A 19270-nucleotide genomic window follows, 5' to 3' on the forward strand; every position below is an offset into this window, starting at 1 on the left:
GATGAGCCTGAATGTGGTCAATGTCGATCTTGGATCGCGCAGTTACGACGTGCGTATCGGCCAAGGCCTGATCGCACAGGCAGGCCGCCAGATCGCGCCCTTGCTGCATCGTCGCAAAGTCGCGGTGATCACCGATGACACCGTCGCGGCCTGCCATTTGATGGATCTGGCGAAAGCGTTCGAGCATGAGGGCATCGCGATGACCGCGCTGACCATCCCGCCGGGTGAGGGATCGAAGGGCTGGGAGCAACTTGCGCGTTGTGTCGAATGGCTGCTGGAGCAGAAGATCGAGCGCCGTGATGTCGTGGTGGCGTTTGGCGGCGGTGTGGTCGGCGATTTGGTCGGCTTTGCCGCAGCCGTGCTGCGGCGTGGGGTGCGGTTTGTGCAGATCCCGACCACGCTTCTGGCGCAGGTGGATAGTTCCGTGGGCGGCAAGACCGGGATCAACACGCCGCAGGGCAAGAACCTTGTCGGCGCGTTTCATCAGCCGAGTTTGGTGCTGGCGGATATTGACGTTTTGGCCACCCTAGCCCCGCGCGATTTCCTCGCAGGCTATGGTGAGGTTGTGAAATATGGCCTCCTCGGCGATGCCCGATTTTATGATTGGCTGGAAACAAACGCCCCGGCGATGGCGCAGGGCGATATCGGTTTTCGGCAATATGTCGTGACACGCTCGGTTGAGATGAAGGCGGGCATTGTCAGCCGCGATGAGACCGAAGAAGGCGAGCGCGCCTTGCTGAATTTGGGGCACACCTTCTGCCATGCGCTTGAAAAAGCGACCGGATTTTCAGATCGGCTGTTGCATGGCGAAGGCGTCGCTATCGGCTGTGCGCTGGCGTTTGAGCTCTCCCAACGGCTTGGCCTTTGTGCGCAAGAAGCCCCAAGTCGGGTGCGCGCGCATCTGAAGGCCATGGGGATGAAGACCGATCTATCTGACATCCAGGGCGACCTGCCGGGAGCCGAAGCGTTGCTGGCGCTGATGGGGCAGGACAAAAAGGTGATCGACGGCAAGCTGCGCTTCATCCTTGCGCGCGGCATTGGCGAGGCATTTGTGGCCGAAGATGTGCCGCCAGATCTGGTGCGCAACCTACTGACCGATGCCCTCGCTGCGCGGCGCTAGGGGCAGGCTGCGCTGAATAAATGCGCGTTCGCCCGATTCTTCCGCGCTATCGGACAGATTTCAGCGATGCCACCAATCAATAGCTGAATAATTCGCTTGCACAATTCCGGGGCGGCGCATTTGATAGCTGAAATCATAACGGCAGGAAACACATGCCGATTCAGGGAACTACGGCTGAAAAGCCCATCGCAATCCGTGTGGATGGTCTGCACAAATCATTTGGCACCCATGAGGTGTTGAAAGGCGTGTCGCTAACGGCCTGCGAAGGCGACGTGGTGGCGATCATCGGCGGCTCGGGTTCGGGCAAATCGACGATGCTGCGCTGTATCAACTTTCTGGAAACCCCGTCGTCAGGCACGATTGAAATCGGCGGCGAGGCTGTGGCGATGCGCTCCGATGGCAGCCCGTCGGATCGCCGCCAGCTGGAACGCTTGCGGCAAAGCCTTGGCATGGTGTTTCAGAACTTTAACCTCTGGACCCATAAGACCGTGCTGGAAAATCTGATCGAAGTGCCGGTGCATGTGCTGAAACTGCCCAAGGCAGAGGCCGAGGCGCGGGCGCGCAAGCTGCTGGCACGGGTGGGTTTGGCGGAAAAAGAGGGCGCCTATCCAGCCTATATGTCGGGCGGCCAACAGCAACGCGCGGCGATCGCTCGGGCGTTGTGCATGGAACCGCGCGCGATGCTGTTTGACGAACCGACCTCGGCGCTCGACCCCGAACTGGTCGGTGAGGTGCTGCAAGTGATCAAAGGGCTGGCCGATGAAGGCCGCACCATGGTGCTGGTCACGCATGAAATGAAATTCGCCCGTGAGGTCGCAAGCCATGTGATCTATCTGCACAACGGCGTGATCGAAGAACAGGGCCCGCCCGCCGAAGTGTTCGGCGCACCAAAATCGGAAAGACTGAAACAGTTCCTAAAAACCGTGGGTTAGCCCGGAAACTTAAACCAACTTGTGAGGATTAACTATGAAGAAACTCGCCCTCGTTGCCGCAGCCTCATTGCTGTTTGGCACGGCTGCGCTTGCTGCCCCGCTGAAAATTGGCGTCGCGGCCGAGCCCTATCCGCCGTTCACGTCGCCCGATGCCAGCGGCAACTGGGTCGGTTGGGAGATTGATCTTCTAAGTGCCGTTTGTAAGAAGGCAGCGCTGGAATGTGTGATCACCCCAACTGCTTGGGACGGCATCATCCCGGCTTTGAACGCTGGACAGATTGACGTGATCATGTCGTCGATGACGATCAATGAAGAACGCGAAAAGAGCATTGATTTCACGGACAAATATTACAATACCCCGACCGCTGTGATGGCGGCCAAAGGCTCGGGCATCCTGCCCACGCCAGAAGGTCTGAACGGCAAAATCATCGGCGTGCAGGTCTCGACCATCCAAGAAGCCTATGTCCAGGCACATTTCCCCGATTCCGAGCTGAAAAGCTACCAGACCTCGGACGAATCTTATCAGGATTTGGCGGCTGGCCGGATTGATGCGGTTGTCGCCGATTCGATCGTGGTCGCCGATTTCCTGAAAACCGAGCCGGGCGCTTGCTGTGAAAACGTCGGCAATGTCGCCGATGATCCGGTCATTCTGGGGCGCGGTGTCGGCTTTGGTCTGCGCAAGGGCGATCCGCTGAAAGAGACCCTGAACAAGGCGATTGCGGACGTTCGTGCCGATGGCGAATATGACGCCATCACTAAGAAATACTTCACCATCGACATTTACGGCCCCGCAAACTGATGACCTGCCCCCCACCCGCAGAGCTTTCGAGCCTAACGCTGCTTGGCTTTGGCGATTGCGGCTGGGGGGCGACCCTGCTTTGGGGTTTTGGCAATTCATTGATGATCGCGCTTGGCGCCTATGCGATTGGTTTTTGCATCGGCGTGTCAGGCGCGTTTGGCAAACTTTACGGCGGGCCGGTCGCGAAAGACCTGCTCGCCGTTTACACGACGATAGTGCGGGCGGTGCCGGAACTGGTGCTGATCCTGATCCTGTATTACGCGGTGCCCGCGCTGATCAACCAAGTCCTGCTGGGCTTGGGCTATGAGCGCATCAACCTGCCGCAATTCATCACTGGCGTGGTGGTGCTGGCGGTGGTGCAGGGGGCCTATCAGATCGAGGTGTTACGCGGCTCTATCCTCGCGGTGCCACACGGTCAGATCGAGGCAGCGCGGGCGATGGGAATGTCGCCGGTCATGCTGGCACGGCGGATCACCTTGCCGCTGATGACATCAAATGCGATTCCCGGTTTGGGGAATCTGTGGCTGAACGCGACCAAAGACACGGCTTTGCTGGCGGTGATTGGCTTTACCGAACTGACCAAGGCGACGTTCCAGGCTTCGGCCACCACCAAGGCGTTTTTCACGTTTTATGGCGCGGCAATGGCGCTCTATATGGCGATTTCGCTGATTTCGATCCTGCTGTTCGGACGGCTTGAGAAAATCTCGCGCCGTGGTCAACGCGACGCGAGGGGCTGATGCGCGATTTTCTCAACCTGCGCCGGGTGATTATGATCGCGATAGCGGCGGCGCTGGTGACGTGGTGCATCTATTCTTTGCGCTGGGATTGGCTGGCCAATCCGAAATATCAGTCGATGATGTTGCGCGGGCTCTGGCAGACGATCTGGATGCTGGTGGTGACGATGGTGATCGGCTTTGCGCTGGCGATCCCGATTGGATTCGTGCAGGCGGCGGGGCCGCGCTGGCTCGCTTGGCCTGCGCGGGTGTTCTGCTCGGTGATCCGGGGCACGCCGTTGTTGATGCAGATTTGGCTACTTTATTACGGGATCGGATCCTTGTTCCCGTCGATCCCGTGGATCCGGGACTCTGCGTTCTGGCCGATCTTGCGGCAGGCCTGGCCCTATGCGGTGGTGGCACTGTCGCTGTCGGTCGCGGGCTATGAGGGCGAGGTGTTGCGCGGCGCGTTCAAATCTGTGCCGCATGGGCAGTTGGAGGCTGCGCGCGCGATGGGGATGCCTCGGTTCACCATTTTCCGGCGGATATGGTTGCCGCAGGCGGTGCAGCGGGTGTTACCGACGATTGGCGGCGAGACGGTGTTGCAGTTGAAATCGACTCCGTTGATTTCAACGATCACGATCATGGATATTTATGATGTGGCGGGACGGGTGCGGCGCGATACTTTGGTGGTTTATGAACCGCTGTTGTTGCTGGCGGTGACCTATATGGCGATCACGGCGCTGATTGTGCTGCTGTTCAAGTGGTTTGAAAGCCGGTTTCCGAGCAAGGTCGCCTGAGGTCCCAACTCGGGACCTTTTTTTATCGAACTATATCAATAGGATGACATGGTTGCGTTAACGGATTTTTAACGCTTTCGCTTTGATATGGGATTATTGGCGGGGCTGTTGGATGCCTCCGGCGGGGATATTTAGACCAAGATGAAAGCAAATTTTAGGTAATTTTTAGCGAGTTTTTTTGCAGGGCGACCAAGAATTTCGGCTTGCTTTGAAATTCGTTTTGGGGGCTGTCAGGTACCGCCGAGCCTTAGCCGCGCGAACAGCACGCAGCCGTCCAGGCCGTTTTTGACCGCCAACTCGTCACCCCGGCGCAGCCAGTCGAGCCAAAGCCCGTCCAGCGTGGCCATGATCAGATCGGCGACGGCGGGGATACGCTCAAAGGCATAGCCTGCGGCCATGCGGTCGAGCAGGCGTTCCAGCGCGTCGCGGTGGCTGTCGTAAAGCGCCCGTTCAATCGAGGCGATTTCGGGCTGGGTGAGGGCTGCGGACCACAGGTCAATTTTCAGACGCAGGTGGGCGGGGGTCATCAAATCGCTGGTGAAGCCCGCACGCAGGAAGCGATCGAGGCGTTCGGACGGGGTGCCACCGGGTTGGATCAGCGCGCGGCGTCCGGCCTCTTGCACTTGATCGGCGGCAAGGCGGAAGGCGGCGGAGAGCACCTCGGCCATGTCTTTGTAGTGATAGGTCAGATGGCCCAGCGATAGGCCCGCTTCGGCAGCGACTTTGCGGGCGGTCAGGCCGGCATGGCCGTGGGTTTGCAGGGCGCGCAGCGCTGCTTCGGCGATGTGCTTGCGGCGGGTCTCGGCGGTGAGGCGCGTTTGGGCGGGGCGGAGAGGCGTGTCGGACATGTGTACTTTCCACGGGCAGGCTTAGGCTTGGGCGCGCATCCCCCTTCACTTTCTGCCCGTATTCCCGCAGAAGGGCAACGCTTACAGGGGGCCAGCATGACAAAATTCGGCTTTGATTTACAGGCGGTGGATGGGGCAGCACGGACGGGTGTGATCCACACGCCGCGCGGGGATATTCGCACGCCTGCTTTCATGCCGGTGGGGACGGCGGCGACGGTGAAGGCGATGCTACCAGAATCTGTGCGCGCCACCGGGGCCGATATTCTGCTGGGCAACACCTATCATCTGATGCTGCGCCCCACGGCGGAGCGGATCGCGCATTTGGGCGGGCTGCATAAGTTTATGAATTGGGAGCGGCCAATTCTGACGGATTCGGGCGGGTTTCAGGTGATGAGCCTTGCCGCTTTGCGCAAGCTGACCGAGGAAGGCGTGCGGTTTTCCAGCCATATTGATGGCTCTAAACACCTGCTGTCGCCGGAACGTAGCATGGAGATTCAGAAGCTTTTGGGCTCTGACATCGTGATGTGTTTCGATGAATGTCCGGCACTGCCTGCGACGGATGCCGAGGTGGCGAAGTCGATGGCGCTGTCAATGCGGTGGGCGCAGCGCTCGCGCGATGCGTTTGGCGACCGGCCTGGGCATGCTCTGTTCGGCATCATGCAGGGCGGGGTGACGAAGGATTTGCGCGAAGAATCGGCCAAGGCGCTGACGGCGATTGGCTTTGATGGTTATGCGGTGGGCGGCCTCGCGGTGGGCGAGGGGCAGGAGGCGATGTTTGGCGTGTTGGATTACGCGCCGGGGATGCTGCCTGCCGATAAGCCGCGCTACCTTATGGGGGTCGGCAAGCCCGACGACATTGTGGGCGCGGTGGAGCGCGGCATTGATATGATGGATTGCGTGTTGCCGTCGCGGTCGGGGCGCACCGGGCAGGCTTGGACGCATCGCGGACAGGTCAATATCAAGAACGCGCGGCATATGGATGATCCGCGGCCATTGGATGAGGGTTGTGGGTGCCCGTGCTGCTCAAACTACTCCCGCGCCTATCTGCATCACGTGTTCAAATCGGGCGAGATCATCGCCTCGATGCTGCTGACCTGGCACAATTTGCATTATTATCAGCTGCTGATGCAGGGGTTGCGCGATGCGATTGCGCATGGGCGGTTGGCGGGGTTTGTGGCCGAGTTCCATGCGCAGCGCGCGCAGGGCGATATTGAGCCGATCTGAGGGGGCATGATGCGGGGTTTGTGGATCGCGGTTTGGCTTGGCTTGGCGGGGGTGGCGGTGGCCGATCCTTTTTGCAAGCCGAGTGCGGCGGAATTGGTGGCTTTGCCGGGGTTGCTTGTCGGCGATTGGCAGGGCGAGATTGTGCAGGGCGTCGCGGTGCAGGGCGGCAAGCCGAGCCTTTTGCCCGAGGGAGGCCAGCCCACGCCTGCAACTTTGGCGGTGGCTGGGGCGGCGATCAGCTTTGCCGATGCCACGACGCCCCAGCCTGTGCTGCTTAGTGCGACGGCCGCGACCGAGGATTTCGCACTGCCGGGAGAATCGCCGCTGGGGGCCGAGGAATTGCTTGGCCCACTGATGCTTGAAGGCGGGTGTGCGGTTGGCGATCTGCCGCAGTTTGAGGGCGCTGCCGCGATGGCGGCGGGCATGGCGGTGCGGTTTAGCGCCTTTGTGCTGGGCAAAAGCCAACTGCTGATGGTGATGCAGGTCGGGCAGGTTGGGCCCGTCGCCAAGCCAAGCGGCGCGGGCGTGCGGGTGGTGCTGCGCTATAGCCGATAGCTTGCTGCGGGGTTAAGGGCAGGGCGCAAATCTGAACCATTCTACACTTGCCCCCGCCAGATCACGGGCGCATGATTGCGCCAGATGCAGTGGTTGACAGCCGGGCTTGCCACACCCAAATACATAATCCGAAGGGGAAAGCCTCCACGCTGCCGATCACCGGGGCCATGGCTTTCCTGCCAGAGAAGGAACGCGATATGACTGATACTCTCGCCACGAGCTACCCGGTTCTGCCGCTGCGCGACATCGTGGTTTTCCCGCATATGATCGTGCCGCTGTTTGTGGGTCGCGAAAAATCGGTGCGGGCGCTGGAAGAGGTGATGGCGGATGACAAGCAGATTTTGCTGTCGTCGCAGATTGATCCTTCCGTCGATGACCCGGCGACCGATGGCATTTACCAGATTGGCGTGCTCGCCAATGTGCTGCAACTGTTGAAGCTGCCCGATGGCACCGTGAAGGTGCTGGTTGAGGGTAAGGCGCGGGTGAAGATCACCGAATTCGTTGAAAACCCCAGTTTCTTTGAAGCGCGGGCTGTGCGTTTGGCAGAACTGCCGGGCGATAAGGAAGCCGCCGAAGCCATGGTGCGGATGGTTGCCGAGGAATTTGAGCGCTACGCCAAGATCAAGAAGAATATTCCTGAGGAGGCTTTGTCTGCTGTCTCGGAAACCCGCGAGCCTGCACGGTTGGCGGATTTGGTTGCCGGACACTTGGGCGTCGATGTCGGTCTGAAGCAGGATCTGCTGGAGACGTTGGATGTCGCTGAGCGGCTGGAGAAGGTCTACGGCCAGATGCAGGGCGAAATGTCGGTCTTGCAGGTTGAGAAAAAGATCAAGACCCGGGTGAAGTCTCAGATGGAGCGCACCCAGCGCGAGTATTATCTGAATGAGCAGATGAAGGCCATTCAGAAGGAACTCGGCGATGGTGAGGACGGTCAGAACGAAATGGCCGAATTGGAAGCCCGCATCAAGGCCACCAAATTCTCGAAAGAAGCCCGCGATAAGGCTGAGGGTGAGCTGAAAAAGCTGAAGAACATGTCGCCGATGTCTGCGGAAGCGACCGTTGTACGCAACTATCTTGATTGGCTTTTGGCTGTGCCGTGGGGGGTGTCTTCCCGCGTCAAGAAAGATTTGGGTGCGGCGCAAAAGGTGCTGGACGCGGATCATTACGGGCTTGAAAAGGTCAAGGAGCGCATCGTCGAATATCTGGCGGTGCAGGCGCGCTCGACCAAGCTGAAGGGGCCGATCCTGTGCCTTGTGGGCCCTCCGGGTGTGGGTAAAACCTCGCTGGGGCGGTCGGTGGCGAAGGCTACCGGTCGGGAGTTTATCCGCATCAGCTTGGGCGGCGTGCGGGACGAGTCTGAAATTCGCGGCCACCGGCGGACCTATATCGGCTCTATGCCCGGTAAGATCATTCAGGCGCTGAAGAAGGCGAAAACCACCAACCCTTTGATTCTCTTGGATGAAATCGACAAGATGGGGCAGGATTTCCGTGGCGATCCGGCGTCTGCCATGTTGGAGGTTCTCGATCCGGAACAAAACTCCACCTTCGTCGATCACTATATGGAGGTCGAGTACGATCTGTCGAACGTGATGTTCATCACCACGGCGAACTCTTACAACATGCCGGGGCCTTTGCTTGATCGGATGGAGATTATTCCGCTGTCGGGCTACACTGAGGATGAAAAACGCGAGATCGCCAAGGGCCATTTGGTGGCGAAGCAGATCGCTGGGCACGCTTTGAAGAAGGGCGAATTCAGCATCACCGATGGCGCTTTGACCGAGATCATCCGCACTTACACCCGGGAAGCCGGGGTGCGGAATCTGGAGCGAGAAATCGCCAAACTGGCGCGGAAAGCCGTGACCGAGATCGTCAAGAAAACCACGAAAACGGTCGAGGTGACTGAGGATAAGCTGGAAGGCTATCTTGGCGTGAAGCGGTATCACTACGGTCTGGCCGAGCAAACCGATCAGGTCGGCGTGGTGACGGGTCTGGCCTGGACATCTGTGGGCGGCGATCTGTTGCAGATCGAAGCTTTGCGGTTGCCGGGCAAGGGCCGGATGAAGACCACCGGCAAACTGGGCGATGTGATGAAGGAATCCATCGAAGCAGCGGCAAGCTTCGTGCGCTCGATCAGCCCCGAATTGGGGGTGAAGCCGCCGAAGTTTGAGACGATGGACATTCACGTCCACGTCCCGGAAGGGGCGACGCCGAAAGACGGGCCCTCGGCTGGTCTGGCGATGGTGACCTCAATCGTGTCGGTGATCACCGGCATCCCGGTGCGCAAGGATATCGCGATGACCGGGGAGGTGACCCTGCGTGGCAATGCTCTGCCGATTGGCGGCTTGAAAGAAAAACTGCTGGCGGCGTTGCGCGGCGGGATCAAGACGGTGTTCATTCCGGCTGAGAATGAAAAAGACCTGATCGAGATACCGGACAATGTGAAGCAAGGCTTGCAGATCATCCCGGTCAGCAATGTGCGCGAAGTGCTGAAACAGGCCTTGGTGCGCCAGCCAGAGCCGGTGGAATGGGACGAAGCCGCTGAGGAAGCCGCAGCCGCTGCGCGGGCTTTGTCGGCGGGCAATACTCCGGCATCGCTGGCTCACTAAGCGGTTCAAAAGTTAAGCAAAGGCGCGGGGGCAACCCTGCGCCTTTGTGCATTTATGCCCCGCAGGTCTTGGTTTTGCGAAGATTTGGCAGGTATTGGTTTCCCGTTAAGAAATTATCTTCTATGGTCGTTTCAAAATAAGAACCAATGGGAGAGCATAGATGCCGACGAAACCCGCAGCTGCAAAACCCAGCAAAGCTGCGCCAAAAACCACGGCCAAAGCGGCAGTCGTAAAGCCTGCTGCCAGCAGGAAGCCATCCGCGACACCTAAGATCGCCGCCGCAGCGGCCAAGCCCCAAACTAAAGAGCAAAGCATGAACGAAGTTGTAGAAATCGCCGAATCCGGCGCAAAAGTTGTGGCGATGATGAAGGTGAAAGATCTGATCGACCGGGTGGCTACGGCCTCGGATCAGAACAAGAAAGACGTGCGCGCCATTGTTGAGGCGACTTTGGCCGAACTTGGCAAGGCTTTGGAAGCGGGCGAAACCCTGATCCTGCCGCCGCTGGGTCGGGTGCGGATTGCCAACCAGAAGTCGGACGCCTCTGGGCAGATCATGACGCTGAAACTGCGCCGGGGTGGCGAAAAGAAGCCCGGTAAAAATGCCGGAGAGGCACTTGCAGAGGCCAGCGAAGCCAGCTAAACACCGCGCCAACGGGAGATTAGCTCAGCGGTAGAGCGCGTCGTTCACATCGACGATGTCAGGGGTTCAAATCCCTTATCTCCCACCATCATAATCTATTGATCTTAAAGAAACCCCTTGCAAAACAAGGGGTTTTTTACGTTTTGGTGTTATAAATCACGTCGCAAAACGACCGGGCGACACAGTGGCGGGCAAGGTCAGACACATGTTGAATCGCGACGGCCGCTACTTTGCGCGCCTTGTGATTCCGAAGGACTTGCGCCCGTACATGGATGGCAAGAGCGCGTTGCGTACCGTGCCCTAGCCGCAGACTACCGCTAAGCGCTCAAACTGCTGCCCGATGCCGTTACTGCGCTACAGCACCAGATCGCCCTTGCAGAACGCCGTGGAGCCGGGGCAGGGGCCGGAGTAGTGAAAGCGGCACAGCGGCAAGGCCGACAGCTCAGCGCGCCGCTTCTTTAGCAGCCGGGAACCGGGGGCTCTCGGCAAACACATCAGCCTAAAACCGCTCATCCTGGGTGGTGACGATGCCCTCAACCTCCGACGACGCCGTCGCCTTCTGGAGTGCCAATGTGTCGATAAGGCTGCCTTGGTTCGGGATCGTCTTGGCGTCACCCTTCAGGTCTGCCAGTGCGCGGGAGGCGCGGTTGAGCGCCTTCAGCACCGCCACCGTTTCCAGCATCGTAGCAGGCGGCAACATTGGCAGATTTATGTCGACTTTAACATGTTCGCCGCGACGTGTTTGAAAGGACTGTTTGGTAATATGAAGATCTAAAATTCCGCCCAGCGGACCCGCGCTGAACAGAATTGCATCGTCGGTTTCGCATAAAAACGCCCCGACCGTTTCCAGTCGGGGCATCGCCGCCAGCGTTTGAGTTCGCTTCAGGCAGGTGTAGCTGCGATCGGTGCCTTGGTCTGGCCGCGTGAGAACAGGCGGTTGATCAGCACGAAGAACACCGGCACGAAGATGATCGCCAATGCCGTGCCAGTGATGGTGCCAAACAGCGTGGCATAGCCGATAGCCTCGCGCGCCCCGGCACCCGCGCCCGAAGACAGCACCAAGGGCACCACCCCCAGACCGAAGGCCAGCGAGGTCATCAGGATCGGACGGAAGCGCAGTCTGGCTGCCTGCGTCACCGCTTCCACCGCCGTCTCGCCAAGGCTGGCCATCCGTTCGCGGGCAAATTCCACGATCATGATGCCGTTCTTGCCAGTCAGACCCACCACGGTCAAAAGACCTACTTGGAAGTAAACCCCATTCGACTGCCCGCCAATCCACGCGCCAATCAGCGCGCCCAGCACGCCGACAGGCATCGCCAACAGCACCACGATCGGAATTGTCCAGCTTTCATAGAGGGCGGCCAAGCACAGGAACACCGCCGCAAGTGCGAGGCCATAGAGCGCCATCGCCCCGGCTCCGGCTTCTTTTTCCTCCAGCGACATGCCTGTCCACTGCAAGCTGAACCCCGGCGGCAGTTTGGTGGCAAGCGCCTCCATCGCCGTAATCGCGTCACCCGAGGTAAAGCCGGGCGCTGCGGTGCCATCAATGCCCATCGAGGGCATGGCGTTATAACGGGTCACCTGCTGCGGCCCGTACACCCATTCTTGCGTCGCGAAGGTCGAGAAATCGACGAAATCGCCATTCACGTTCTGCACCCGCCACAGCGCCAGATCTTCCGGGGTCGAGCGTGCCGCAGGTTCGCCCTGCACAAAGACCCGCTTGACGCGGCCCTGATACAGGAAATCGTTGACATAGGCGCTGGACCAGATGGTGTTCAGGAAGGTGCCGACATCTGCCGCCGTCACGCCGACGGCACCCGCTTTGGCCCAGTCGATGTTCAGTCGGAACTGCGGTGCGTCTTCGACGCCACTGGGCCGCACCCCGGTCAGCACAGGGCTTTGTGCAGCCATACCGAGCAACATGTTGCGGGCGTCCAGCAGCTCTTGATGGGTCTTGCCGCTGGTTGCTTGCAGATAGGCGCTAAAGCCGTTCGAGGTTCCAAGCTCGGGCACGGCGGGGGGCGCGAAGGGCACGACCATGGCCTCGTTGATGCCAAAGAACAGCGGCCCAAACGCGCGCCCTGCAATGGCCGAGATTGAGGACTCGGCACTTGTGCGCTGGCCCCAATCCTTCAACTTGGTGAACAACAGCCCCATGTTCTGGCCCTGCCCACCGAACGAAAATCCGCGGACAGAGAACACGGCGTCGGTGTTCGCAGCCTCGCCTTTCATGTAGTAATCTTCAACTTTGCGCAGAACCTTTTCGGTCGCCCCGGCGGTCGCCCCCGATGGAAGCTGCACAATAGTGATCAGCGCGCCTTGGTCTTCATCGGGCAGAAACGAGGTTGGCGTGCGTAAATACAACGCCGCCATAGCCACAACAATCAGAGCATAGAACGCCATCATGCTGAGCGGTCGTGCCGTCGCCCCTCGGACAAGGCTGGTATAGACGCTGGTCAATCGGCCAAAATTACGTTCGAACCAGTTTGAAAAGCCGCTGCCCAGTTTCGCCAGCATCCCTTGCCGCTTTGCCCCATGCGCGTGCGGCTTCAACATGGTGGCGCAAAGTGCAGGGGTGAAGATCAACGCCACCAGCACCGAAAGCCCCATCGCCGAGACGATTGTAACGGCGAACTGCTTATACATCTCGCCTGTAGCGCCACCGAAGAACGCCATCGGCACAAACACCGCCGAGACCACCATCGCAATGCCAACCAGCGCGCCCGAGATTTCGTCCATCGATTTCTCAGTGGCCTCTTTTGGGCCCAACCCTTCTTCTTGCATGACGCGTTCGACGTTTTCGACAACCACGATGGCGTCATCCACCAGCAGACCGATGGCTAAAACCATCGCCAACATGGTCAGGGTGTTGATGGTAAAACCCAAGCTGGCCATGATGCCGAAGGTGCCCAGCAGAACCACTGGCACCGCTAGCGTCGGGATCAGCGTGGCGCGGATGTTGTGCAAGAAAATCAAAATCACCAAAACCACCAGCACCATGGCTTCGATCAGTGTTTCGATCACCGCCTCGATAGACAGCAGCACGAACGGTGTGGTCTCATAGGGAACCACATAGGTCGTACCCGCCGGAAAGCTGTGCGACAATTCCTCGATCTTCGCTTTGACCAGATCTGCCGTCTCAATCGCATTCGCGCCAGACGCCAGCTGCACCGCCATCGCCGCCGCTGGTTTGCCGTTGTAAAAGCCCGAGATTTCGTAGGTCTCGGCGCCCAACTCGGCCCGCGCCACATCACGCAGCAGCACAAGGCCGCCGTCGGTATCTGCCCGCAGCACGATGCGTTCAAAATCCGCAGGTGTTTTCAGCAAGGATTGCGCGGTGATGGTTGCGTTCAACTCTTGCCCTTCGGGCGCAGGCATCGCGCCAAAAGCACCCGCCGAGATTTGCGCGTTCTGGGCGCGGATCGCCGCAATCACTGTCGCAGGCGACAGATCATAATACTTCAGCTTCAGCGGATCGAGCCAGATCCGCATGGCATATTCCGAGCCAAACACCTGCACTTTGCCAACGCCGTCCAGTCGCGACACCGGCTCGACCAAGTTCGACGCAAGATAGTCGGCAAGGTCGATGGCGTTTTGTGCGCCCCCCTCTGAGACAAGACCGACAATCATCAGAAACCCGGTTGCCGATTTCTCAACAACAACGCCCTGACGGGTAACAGTTTCGGGCAGACCGGCCTGTGCCTGCGCCAGCTTGTTTTGTACCTGCACCTGCGCAATGTCGGGATCGGTGCCGATGCGGAAGGTCAACGTGATCGAGATTTGCCCGGTCGAGGTGGTGGACGAGTTGATATAACGCAGCCCATCCAGCCCGGTCATCTCTTTCTCGATGATCTGCACTACGGTATCGGCCGCAGTTTCCGCCGATGCACCCGGATAACTGGCGCTGATCACGATCGAAGGCCCGGCAATCGACGGATATTGCGAGATCGGCAAACGCATCACCGACAACACGCCCACCGCCATCACGATGATCGCCAACACCCATGCAAAGATGGGACGATTGATAAAGAAACGCGACATCGATCAGTTCCCTTCAGCGGGGGCAGCCGTCGGAGCCGCCGCAGTGGCACCCTCTGGCGGCAGGATCACAACATCAGCGCCCGGTCCGGCCTTTTGAAAGCCCGAGGTCACGATCTGATCGCCCGCGTTCAGCCCCGAAGTCACCACCCAGTTGCTGCCCGAAGCCCCCAGAATGGTGACGGGACGCACGGCCACCTTGCCGCCCTCTGCGCCCCCTTCGACAATCCAGACATTGGCGCCACCACTGGCGTCGCGCATCACAGCGCTTTGCGGCACAAGGATTGCGTTCTTCTCGGTGGCTTGCGGCAGCTCGACCTCAACGTAAAGTCCGGGCAACAAATAGAAATCCGGGTTCGCAAAGCTGATCCGCAGCGTCACCATGCCAGTGGTCGGCTCGACCTGCGGCTCGGCCGCCTTCAGCTGACCCTTCTGACCATAGGTCGCACCATTTGGCAGGATCATGGTGGCTTCGGCACTTTTCAAAAAGTCGCGCGCAGCACCGGGGCTGTTCCAACGCAGCAAGTCGCTTGCGGATTGGGTGACATCGACGAAAATTGGGTCCAGCGTGCGGATTGTTGCCAGCGTGGCCGCCTGCTGTGCGCCCACGAGTGACCCAGTATTGGCTTGCGACAAACCGATCACCCCGGTGATAGGGGCGCGGATCGTGGTGTGGTCCAGATCAATCTCGGCGCTGACCTGCTGGGCTTTGGCCGATTGCAAAGCCGCCGCCGCCGCATCGCGTGCAGCAATCGCCTTGTCGCGGTTGGCGGCAGAGCCTGCATTGCTCGACAGCAATTCTTCGGCGCGGTTTCCATCCGACAGCGCAAGATTATAATTCGCCTGCGCCTGCGCCACCGCAGCCTTGGCCGCAGCGACCGTGGCGGCATACAACTCGTCTTCGATCTTATACAGCGGCTGGCCCGCTTCGACCCAAGTGCCTTCCTCAAACAGACGCTCGCGGATGAGGCCGGACACTTGCGGTCTGACCTCTGCGACGGTTGAGGCTTTGATCCGGCCCGGCAGGCGGGTGGTCAAGGTATATTCGCCGACTTTCGCGGCCAAGACACCCACGGCGGGCGGCGGCGGGGCTTGCTGGGCAAGGGCTGCAACAGGCGCCACGCAAAGCGCCAGCACGAGGAAGGATGCACGCAGAGGTGCATGTCGGAGGGGTTTTTGCATGGATTGGCCTGTTCTCAGTTGAGGAGGTGTCGGGAATAGGTCGGTAAAACGTAGATTAGGTGGCGGGCTTGCGGAAGAGCGCCATTTGCTTGCGCAGAAATCTGTTGCCAAGGTCAGACAGCGAGAAACATTTGCCCGAGCGTAACCACTCACTCAGCAAACCATTCATCGTCGCCATCAAAATTCCCGCGGTTTCTTTCGGGGTGAAATCGGCCGAGAGATTGCCTTGGTCGTGGGCGAGTTGGATCATAGTCGAAAGCGTCAGAAACATATCGGCATTCATCTCTTGCATCCAGGCCATGCCTTCCGCATCGGCAGAATGCGTGTTCAAGATAATAAAGACCCGCTGCTGACGCTCGTCTTGTTCAAAACTGATCAGCACTTCTTCAGCAACTTGCTCAAGCAGACCCAGCGGATCGCTGTGGCCCTCTTGTGCCGCCTTACGGATCAGCATCTTTTGCGGTGGCTCGTTGCGTTTGTGCAGGGCGCGCAGCAGGTCGATCTTGTCTTTGAAATGCCAGTAAAGCGCGCCACGGGTGACCCCCGCCTTGCGCGAGATTTTCTCCAGCGTCGAGGCCGAAACCCCCTGTTCGCAGAACATCTGCTCTGCCGCATCCAGAATCGCGCTGCGAGTCTGTTCGGCATCTTCCTTGCTTCTGCGCATACGAATCTCCGGCGGCTTTGCGTCTCTTTACAAACATTCATGGATGTATGTAAAGAGACGCTGAAAATTACATGGCCGATACAGGGGGACCGTTCCCGATGCACCAGCCAGACATCGCGAAAGATCATCAAGGAGTTTCCCCCCATGCGCCAGCATCCGGCTGCAATCCCAGGCACGCAAGGCCTTTCCGCATCCCCGGCGCATCCCTCGCGCCGCGCGCTTCTGCTTTGGTCGGGCGCTGCCCTGACATTGGCAGGCTGCACCCAGATCGCCTACGAATCGCCCACACCCAGTGTCGCCGCAGACTTTGAAAACGGCGCGCCCGCCCGTAAAGACGCCGCCGCCACCCGCAACTGGTGGCTGGCTTTCCGCGACACCAGCCTCAATCAACTGATCGACGCGGGCATGACCCGCAATCTGGATGTGCGCCAAGCGGTTGAGGCCATCAACGAAGCCCGCGCCACTTCGGCAGGGGTGATCGCCAACGACTTTCCGCAGATTTCCGCCCAAGGCACAGCGCAACGTGGCGACAGTCAGGGGGTAGGTGTCAGCGAGACCTCGTCGGTGGCAGGCAATGTCTCTTGGGTGGCGGATGTTTTCGGGGCCAACAGCAATGCCCGCCGCTCGGCAGCAGCACAGCTCGACGCGGCCTATGCCACGGCGGATGTGGCGCGGTTGGTGATGCAAAGCGGCATAGCCAATGCCTATGTCGATCTGCGCTTTCAGCAAGCCAGCATCGCTTTGACCCGCAAATCGCTTGAAAGCCGCCGCCGCAGTCTGGAGCTTACGAAAAACCAGTTCGACGCAGGGGCGACAGATCGTCTGGCCGTGCTGCAAGCCGAGCAACTGGTGGCCGAAGGTGAGGCGCAACTGCCCGGCTATGAGACCGGATTTGATCAGGCGCTGGCGCGGCTGGCCACGCTGACCGCCCGCAAAATTGCCGATCTGCGCCCGATCCTGCAACGCGGGGCCGCCCAGCCCCGTCCGCGGTTTTCCGCCAGTGTTGGCATCCCCGCCGATGTGATCCGTGCGCGCCCCGATCTGCGCGTGGCCGAGCGCAACTATGCCTCCACCGTGTTCGCGATCGGCGTGGCAAAAGCCGCGTTCTACCCGTCAATCTCTCTGTCCGGCAATATCACCCCAACCAATGGATCTCGCGGCAGCAGTATCACCACTTGGGCCGTTGGCCCCGCGATCAACCTGCCGATCTTCACCGCAGGCGCAAACACTGCCAATCTCAACAAAGCCGAAAGCCTGGCCGTGCAGGCGCGGCTGGGCTGGGAAAGCGCCGTGCTGAATGCCATCGAGGAAGTAGAAAGCAGCCTCGCCGCCTATCGCCGCGACAACCGCAACGTTGCCGCCCAGCGACGTCTGGTCCGATACCTCAGCCGAGGCGGTCGAGTTGACCCGCACCAACTTCAGCGCCGGCGGCACCGAGTTTTCCAACGTCCTGACCGCAGAGCGCAGTTATCTTACGGCACAGCAAGCACTGGCCGCAGCCCTGCGGCAACAGGCGGCAAACTTCGTCTCGCTCAGCGCCGCCAGCGCAGGCGGAACCGGCGGTGCTGGCTAAGCGCAACGACGCCGGGGCGGCATTGGATAACCTCTATTAGATCTAGGCTCCAGACTTCGGTAACGGGGTCGTCCCAGTCAAGCGGTTTTGCGCATGCGGGATGCGCCGCCGAACTGCGGTTTTGTGCTTTGAGAGCTTAGTCTGCTTCCCTTCTCGGCAGCCTTCGCCTGAGGTCGACCCGGGTGCATGCTTCGGTCCGGGTCAGCGCGATGGCCGCCAACATGATGCTGGTTCAATGCAATTCCGATGTGCCCATCTCATGAGCGTGCTCGATGCGATCGGCATCAGTCCTGAGCACGGCATCATCGCAACCGCGTCCCGTGGGGACCTCGAAGGCCCGCGATCAGGCGGGCAGCAGTCTGGAGCTTGCGTCTTCAGCCGGCATGGATCACCGGAGTATCGAAGCGGAAGTCGATGTCATCCTTCCACATGCGGTGCAGGATCACGGCGATACGCCGCGCCAGCGCAACCATCGCGCGCTTGGCACCACGACGGCGCGCAAGCTTTGCGGCCCAGGTTCGCAGCCAGCTCGCCCGCCCACCAATCGTCGGGAAAACAGTCCACTGGACTGTTTTCTGACCCTCCTCATACATCATGACCGTGGCAGCCTGACACAGCGCGCGTCGAAGGTTGACGTCGCCCGCCTTGGTGATCCCACCCGAGATGCTCGCTCGCCCGACTGGTTTCGCGAGGGAGTCAGGCCGACCCACGGCCCGACCCTCTTCGAGGAAGTGAACCGGTCGGGATCGTCGACCGCAGATCGATAGGTCAGTGCCACAACAGCGCCGATCCCCATTGCCCGGCAGGCGATTTGCGAAGCAAATCTGCCGAGAGGGGGCATCGACATCAACCGGCAGCAGACCGGATCTTCCTGCGCGCGTTGCCGGACATGGCGTTCAAGGCTCGCCAACTCTCGCCGCAGCGCCGACCGCGCGCTGAGCATGGGTTCGGTTGCCGCTTCCAGCATCGGATTACCGGCCGCCCGCTCGCGGATACGCTGTTCGAACCGGCCTCGCGATATGGTGCCGACCTTAAGTCCGAAGTTCCGAAGGAGACTGCGCAAAGACATTTCCAGCGTGATGAACCCCTGTTGCACGGCCTTTCGAGCAGTGAGCACCGCCCGAACCTCTTGTGCGGACACCGATTTGCAGTGAACAGGCCGGAACCAGCCGAGGTGCAGAAGCGCGCGATACCGTCGCATCACGGCGGTCCGTCTTGATCGGCATAGCCTTAAGGGCGCCCTTCACTTGCCGGGTTTCCATGAGCACGACAGGCTGCCCAGCCTCGGACAACCCGCGATGCAACCACTGCGACAAGGGGCCAGCCTCGAGCCCGACGGCAGCGATTGCGCCGTCCTGATCGTTGATCCAACGCAACAGCGCCTCGGGTTCGCGCGCCACCTGCGCCTCCTTCACGATCTTCCCATGCTCGCTGATCACGCAGATCGCGGTCTTCTCCAGCGACACATCCAGTCCGACAAACAGCTTCATCCCGCACTCCTGCCTGTGAATCCGATACGGGAATGGCGCCAGCTTGCCCGCGATTCTGCAACGGTAACGGGCGGGCCGCGACGCAG

The 19270-nt window shown here is 60.1% G+C and carries 15 protein-coding genes, 1 tRNA gene and 1 pseudogene; 11 read left to right on the forward strand and 6 right to left on the reverse strand.

Features of this window, described 5'->3' with window-relative positions; genetic code table 11:
* The first annotated feature begins 1 nt into the window (after position 1).
* The 5 genes from aroB to AKV04_RS08355 all read left to right on the forward strand — a co-directional run bounded on the left by aroB (position 2) and on the right by AKV04_RS08355 (position 4364).
* Positions 2 to 1120 carry a 3-dehydroquinate synthase gene (aroB, locus tag AKV04_RS08335; protein WP_054005999.1) on the forward strand — a complete coding sequence of 373 codons (1119 nt, stop codon included), beginning with the start codon at positions 2 to 4 and terminating at the stop codon, positions 1118 to 1120.
* A 152-nt stretch (positions 1121 to 1272) separates the two neighbouring features.
* Entirely contained in the window at positions 1273 to 2052 is a 780-nt protein-coding gene (locus tag AKV04_RS08340) for an ABC transporter ATP-binding protein (protein WP_054006000.1), read from the forward strand.
* 34 nt (positions 2053 to 2086) lie between these two features.
* Positions 2087 to 2851, forward strand: coding sequence for a transporter substrate-binding domain-containing protein (locus tag AKV04_RS08345; RefSeq protein WP_054006001.1), 765 nt, complete (start codon positions 2087 to 2089; stop codon positions 2849 to 2851).
* The gene (locus AKV04_RS08350) at positions 2851 to 3588 is read left to right on the forward strand and encodes an ABC transporter permease (RefSeq protein WP_054006002.1); all 738 of its coding nucleotides are present in this window, start codon (positions 2851 to 2853) and stop codon (positions 3586 to 3588) included. The genes AKV04_RS08345 and AKV04_RS08350 overlap by 1 nt, the downstream gene beginning before the upstream one ends.
* Positions 3588 to 4364 (forward strand): ABC transporter permease, encoded by a 777-nt coding sequence (locus tag AKV04_RS08355; RefSeq protein ID WP_054006003.1) that lies wholly within the window; start codon positions 3588 to 3590, stop codon positions 4362 to 4364. Before AKV04_RS08350 ends, AKV04_RS08355 begins: the two co-directional genes overlap by 1 nt.
* 230 nt (positions 4365 to 4594) lie before the next feature.
* Here the strand turns inward: AKV04_RS08355 and AKV04_RS08360 are convergent, their stop codons facing one another.
* Positions 4595 to 5212 carry a TetR/AcrR family transcriptional regulator gene (locus AKV04_RS08360; RefSeq protein ID WP_054006004.1) on the reverse strand — a complete coding sequence of 206 codons (618 nt, stop codon included), beginning with the start codon at positions 5210 to 5212 and terminating at the stop codon, positions 4595 to 4597.
* A 96-nt stretch (positions 5213 to 5308) separates the two neighbouring features.
* Between AKV04_RS08360 and tgt the strand changes: the two genes are divergently transcribed.
* The 5 genes from tgt to AKV04_RS08390 all read left to right on the forward strand — a co-directional run bounded on the left by tgt (position 5309) and on the right by AKV04_RS08390 (position 10325).
* Complete coding sequence (gene tgt / locus AKV04_RS08365; protein WP_054006005.1) at positions 5309 to 6436, forward strand: tRNA guanosine(34) transglycosylase Tgt; 1128 nt, start codon at positions 5309 to 5311, stop codon at positions 6434 to 6436.
* A 9-nt stretch (positions 6437 to 6445) separates the two neighbouring features.
* Entirely contained in the window at positions 6446 to 6991 is a 546-nt protein-coding gene (locus AKV04_RS08370; protein WP_156317420.1) for a hypothetical protein, read from the forward strand.
* Positions 6992 to 7188: 197 nt separating this feature from the next.
* Positions 7189 to 9597 (forward strand): endopeptidase La, encoded by a 2409-nt coding sequence (gene lon, locus AKV04_RS08375; RefSeq protein WP_054006016.1) that lies wholly within the window; start codon positions 7189 to 7191, stop codon positions 9595 to 9597.
* Between the two features lie 313 nt (positions 9598 to 9910).
* Positions 9911 to 10237 (forward strand): HU family DNA-binding protein, encoded by a 327-nt coding sequence (locus AKV04_RS08385; protein ID WP_054006008.1) that lies wholly within the window; start codon positions 9911 to 9913, stop codon positions 10235 to 10237.
* Positions 10238 to 10250: 13 nt separating this feature from the next.
* Positions 10251 to 10325: transfer RNA gene (locus AKV04_RS08390), tRNA-Val, on the forward strand.
* Positions 10326 to 10736: 411 nt separating this feature from the next.
* Here the strand turns inward: AKV04_RS08390 and AKV04_RS08400 are convergent.
* From AKV04_RS08400 to AKV04_RS08415, 4 genes are all read right to left on the reverse strand, one after another.
* Entirely contained in the window at positions 10737 to 10937 is a 201-nt protein-coding gene (locus AKV04_RS08400; RefSeq protein WP_054006017.1) for a Fic/DOC family N-terminal domain-containing protein, read from the reverse strand.
* Positions 10938 to 11119: 182 nt separating this feature from the next.
* Complete coding sequence (locus AKV04_RS08405) at positions 11120 to 14278, reverse strand: efflux RND transporter permease subunit (RefSeq protein ID WP_054006009.1); 3159 nt, start codon at positions 14276 to 14278, stop codon at positions 11120 to 11122.
* Positions 14279 to 14281: 3 nt separating this feature from the next.
* Entirely contained in the window at positions 14282 to 15457 is a 1176-nt protein-coding gene (locus AKV04_RS08410; RefSeq protein ID WP_054006010.1) for an efflux RND transporter periplasmic adaptor subunit, read from the reverse strand.
* Positions 15458 to 15512: 55 nt separating this feature from the next.
* Positions 15513 to 16121 (reverse strand): TetR family transcriptional regulator, encoded by a 609-nt coding sequence (locus tag AKV04_RS08415; protein WP_054006011.1) that lies wholly within the window; start codon positions 16119 to 16121, stop codon positions 15513 to 15515.
* A gap of 144 nt (positions 16122 to 16265) precedes the next feature.
* On the opposite strand from AKV04_RS08415, the gene AKV04_RS08420 reads away from it, so the two are divergent.
* Positions 16266 to 17834, forward strand: a complete 1569-nt coding sequence (locus AKV04_RS08420) for an efflux transporter outer membrane subunit (protein WP_235815574.1) — start codon at positions 16266 to 16268, stop codon at positions 17832 to 17834.
* A 234-nt stretch (positions 17835 to 18068) separates the two neighbouring features.
* Here AKV04_RS08420 and AKV04_RS08425 read toward each other — a convergent pair.
* Positions 18069 to 19184, reverse strand: a pseudogene (locus tag AKV04_RS08425) (IS110 family RNA-guided transposase).
* Between the last annotated feature and the right edge of the window lie 86 nt (positions 19185 to 19270).

Source organism: Cypionkella psychrotolerans (assembly GCF_001294535.1).
In the GTDB taxonomy this organism is placed as follows: domain Bacteria; phylum Pseudomonadota; class Alphaproteobacteria; order Rhodobacterales; family Rhodobacteraceae; genus Cypionkella; species Cypionkella psychrotolerans.